The sequence below is a fragment of the Thauera sp. 2A1 genome, assembly GCF_009469595.2.
Taxonomy (GTDB): Bacteria; Pseudomonadota; Gammaproteobacteria; order Burkholderiales; family Rhodocyclaceae; genus Thauera.
In genome coordinates this window covers 1-2561 of record NZ_SSXV01000071.1, presented here as the reverse complement: position 1 = coordinate 2561, position 2561 = coordinate 1, and the positions used below count along the sequence as shown (strand labels likewise).

General features: G+C 59.3%; 4 protein-coding genes. All 4 read left to right on the top strand.

Annotation, left to right across the window (positions count from 1 at the left end):
• The coding region (locus GH664_RS22320; protein ID WP_194270471.1) for a transposase at positions 1 to 637 on the top strand (637 nt) is incomplete at its 5' end.
• Between the two features lie 365 nt (positions 638 to 1002).
• A complete protein-coding gene (locus GH664_RS22315; protein ID WP_153170273.1) occupies positions 1003 to 1467 on the top strand; it encodes a hypothetical protein in 465 nt (154 codons plus the stop codon).
• 7 nt (positions 1468 to 1474) lie between these two features.
• Positions 1475 to 1777: a hypothetical protein gene (locus GH664_RS22310; protein WP_153170272.1), complete on the top strand. Its 303-nt coding sequence runs from the start codon at positions 1475 to 1477 to the stop codon at positions 1775 to 1777.
• A 76-nt stretch (positions 1778 to 1853) separates the two neighbouring features.
• On the top strand, positions 1854 to 2300 hold the full coding sequence (locus GH664_RS22305) for a hypothetical protein (RefSeq protein ID WP_153170271.1): 447 nt from the start codon (positions 1854 to 1856) through the stop codon (positions 2298 to 2300).
• Positions 2301 to 2561: the final 261 nt, after the last annotated feature.

Below are 2561 nucleotides of genomic sequence, written 5' to 3'. Positions count from 1 at the left end.
GTTTCCGGTCCGGGCCGCCTCGCAGGTGTTTCGCGGCAAGTTCCTCGCGCGGCTCGACGCAGCCCGCCGCAGCGGCGAACTGCCCGACGATCCGCAAGGTGCGCCGGATGCATGGCACGCCCGGCGCAGTGCGTTGCTCGCGCATGACTGGGTGGTCTACGCCAAGCCGCCGCCGGGCGGGCCCGCCCAGGTGCTCGACTACCTTGCCCGCTACACGCACCGCGTGGCGCTCTCGAACGACCGCCTGCTCGGCTGCAATGCGGGTCAGGTGCGCCTTCGGGTGCGTGACAACGAAACCGGCGGCAAGCGCACGGTGAGCATGCCGACCGACGAGTTCATCGGACGCTTCCTGCGTCACGTGCTGCCGGCCGGCTTCAAGCGCCTGCGCCACTACGGGTTGCTCGCCTGCGGCCACAAGCGTGCCCGGCTTGCTGCCGCGCGTGCCGCGCTCCAGACGCCGGCACCGCAGCCGGCGGTGATCGAAGCGGCCGCAGACTTCCTCGCCCGCGTGAGCGGTGAGGACCCGCGATGCTGCCCGCACTGTGGGGTCGGGCGTTGGCACACGGTCGAGATCGTCATGGCTCGCCGGTACGATCCGCCCGCGCCTGCACCGCGCTGTCGGGATGGGCCGCCATGAACACTCACGCTCCCCCGTCTCGGCCCTTGCCGATGCAACGTCCGCACCGGCAGGCCGTGGCACGTCCCCCGTGTGCTGAACGCGACCGACACCGCACGCCGGATGCACGGCCGGCACCCGATCGCTGCCCATTACGGCGATGGTCGCGAGCGGCTCAGCGGCGTCGGATACTCGTTGCTGACCCGACCCTGCCGCGCGCTATCCGATGTGGATGACCCGCGCGTAGAATCCCCAGTATCACCGCCTGAGCGGCGGTTCAGTTCAACAAGGCTTATCCCTCGCGGCAGCCGCCTGCGCACCGAACGGCGCTTGCGGCGCGAGGGATAAACCCTATTCGTTAGAGCTCTGTCCATTCAGGTTTCCGAATGCCCGATATTGCAACCATTGCTGCTGCACTTAATAGCCTCAAAACCGCGACGGACATTGCGAAGTTTCTGCGCGAGAGTGACTTATCTCTTGAACGTGCAGAACTCAAACTTAAGCTAGCTGATCTTATTGGCGCTCTCGCGGACGCAAAACTTGAACTGATTGAGTTGCAAGAAGCGTTGTCGGAGAAAGACAAGAAAATTGCAGAGCTTGAAGAGGCATTCCAGTGCAAGGATGCGCTTGTACGCCGCTATGACGCGTATTACCAGATCGATGAAGGCGGAAATCCCATTGGATCGGCGTACTGCCTTCGGTGCTGGGAGAACGACCACAAGAGGCGGCAACTTGTCCATGACGCGAAGGACCATTTCGCGCGCGTATGCACAGTCTGTGGTCACCGATATGGAAGCCGTCTAGCTTCGGACATTCAGCCGCCGAAAGAAGAAGAATCAGATCAAGGTTGAATTGACAATGAACGCAACCATTACTCAAGCTATCACCGAAAAGAGAGTTCTTGAGCTGCGCTATCACGGCTATTTCAGAATCGTTGAACCTCACGCCTATGGCAGGGACAAATATGGCGATGAGATTCTTCGGTGCTATCAAAGATCTGGTGGCAGTGAGAGCGGGGAGAGCGTCGGGTGGAAACTGCTTAAAGTTCGAGAAGTGTTCTCACTACAATTGACTAAAGATACGTTTGTGGCGAGACCCGAGTATCGTCGCAACGACAAAGCATTGGCTTATGTCTTCAGTCAGCTTCAAACAGAGTTCTAACACTGCGTTCGAGGCGACTTGCGCGAAAAGCCGCGCACTCGCCTCAACTCAACGTTGGGCATCGAAAGGAGTAACGATGAATCGCATCAGGCACGTCTTCTTGTACGGAATGCTTCTTGCCCTCGCAGGTCCCGCACTGGCGCAGAATTCCTATCTTTGTGCCGAAGACATGATTACTGGTTTCTCCTTCGATCGCGGCGCGCAACGATGGCAGAGAGCCGAATTCAGGGCAGAGGGGAAGTATGTCGTTGCTCGTGCATCGGAGCCCTCGCGAAAATGGGAGGTTAAGGAAACGGGTTCGTCCATCCCGGTCGCCGTCTGCGAAAAGGACTTCGATGAGGATGGAAAGATTCGATGCGTCGGCATCGGCAAGGACTTCCTGTTTAGCCGAAAGTCCATGAGGTTCCTTACAACTTACACGGTCGGTTACTGGAACGAGAATGCGCTTCGGGCAATCGTTCCGGGTCGAAAAGAGGGCGACGACACGCCTGTTATGGCCATCGGACGTTGTACGGCACTGTGACGCCGACGCCCAACCCTGCAATGCACCGGACCTTGCGCATAAAGCCGCGCAAGGCCGGTGATTTTGAATGTTGAACGACAGCTTCCCTCAAAGCTAAACGGCTGCAACGGGTCGCTATGCAAATCTATCCATAGCGACCCCTATGCATAGCTCTCAACTATGTAGAGTCGCGGCTGGCGGGACGGCATTTGATCAGCAATTACGCGGGCAAGCGGCGCGTTCGGGCGTGAGCAGCTACACATAGTTTTCCGGCCCATGTTC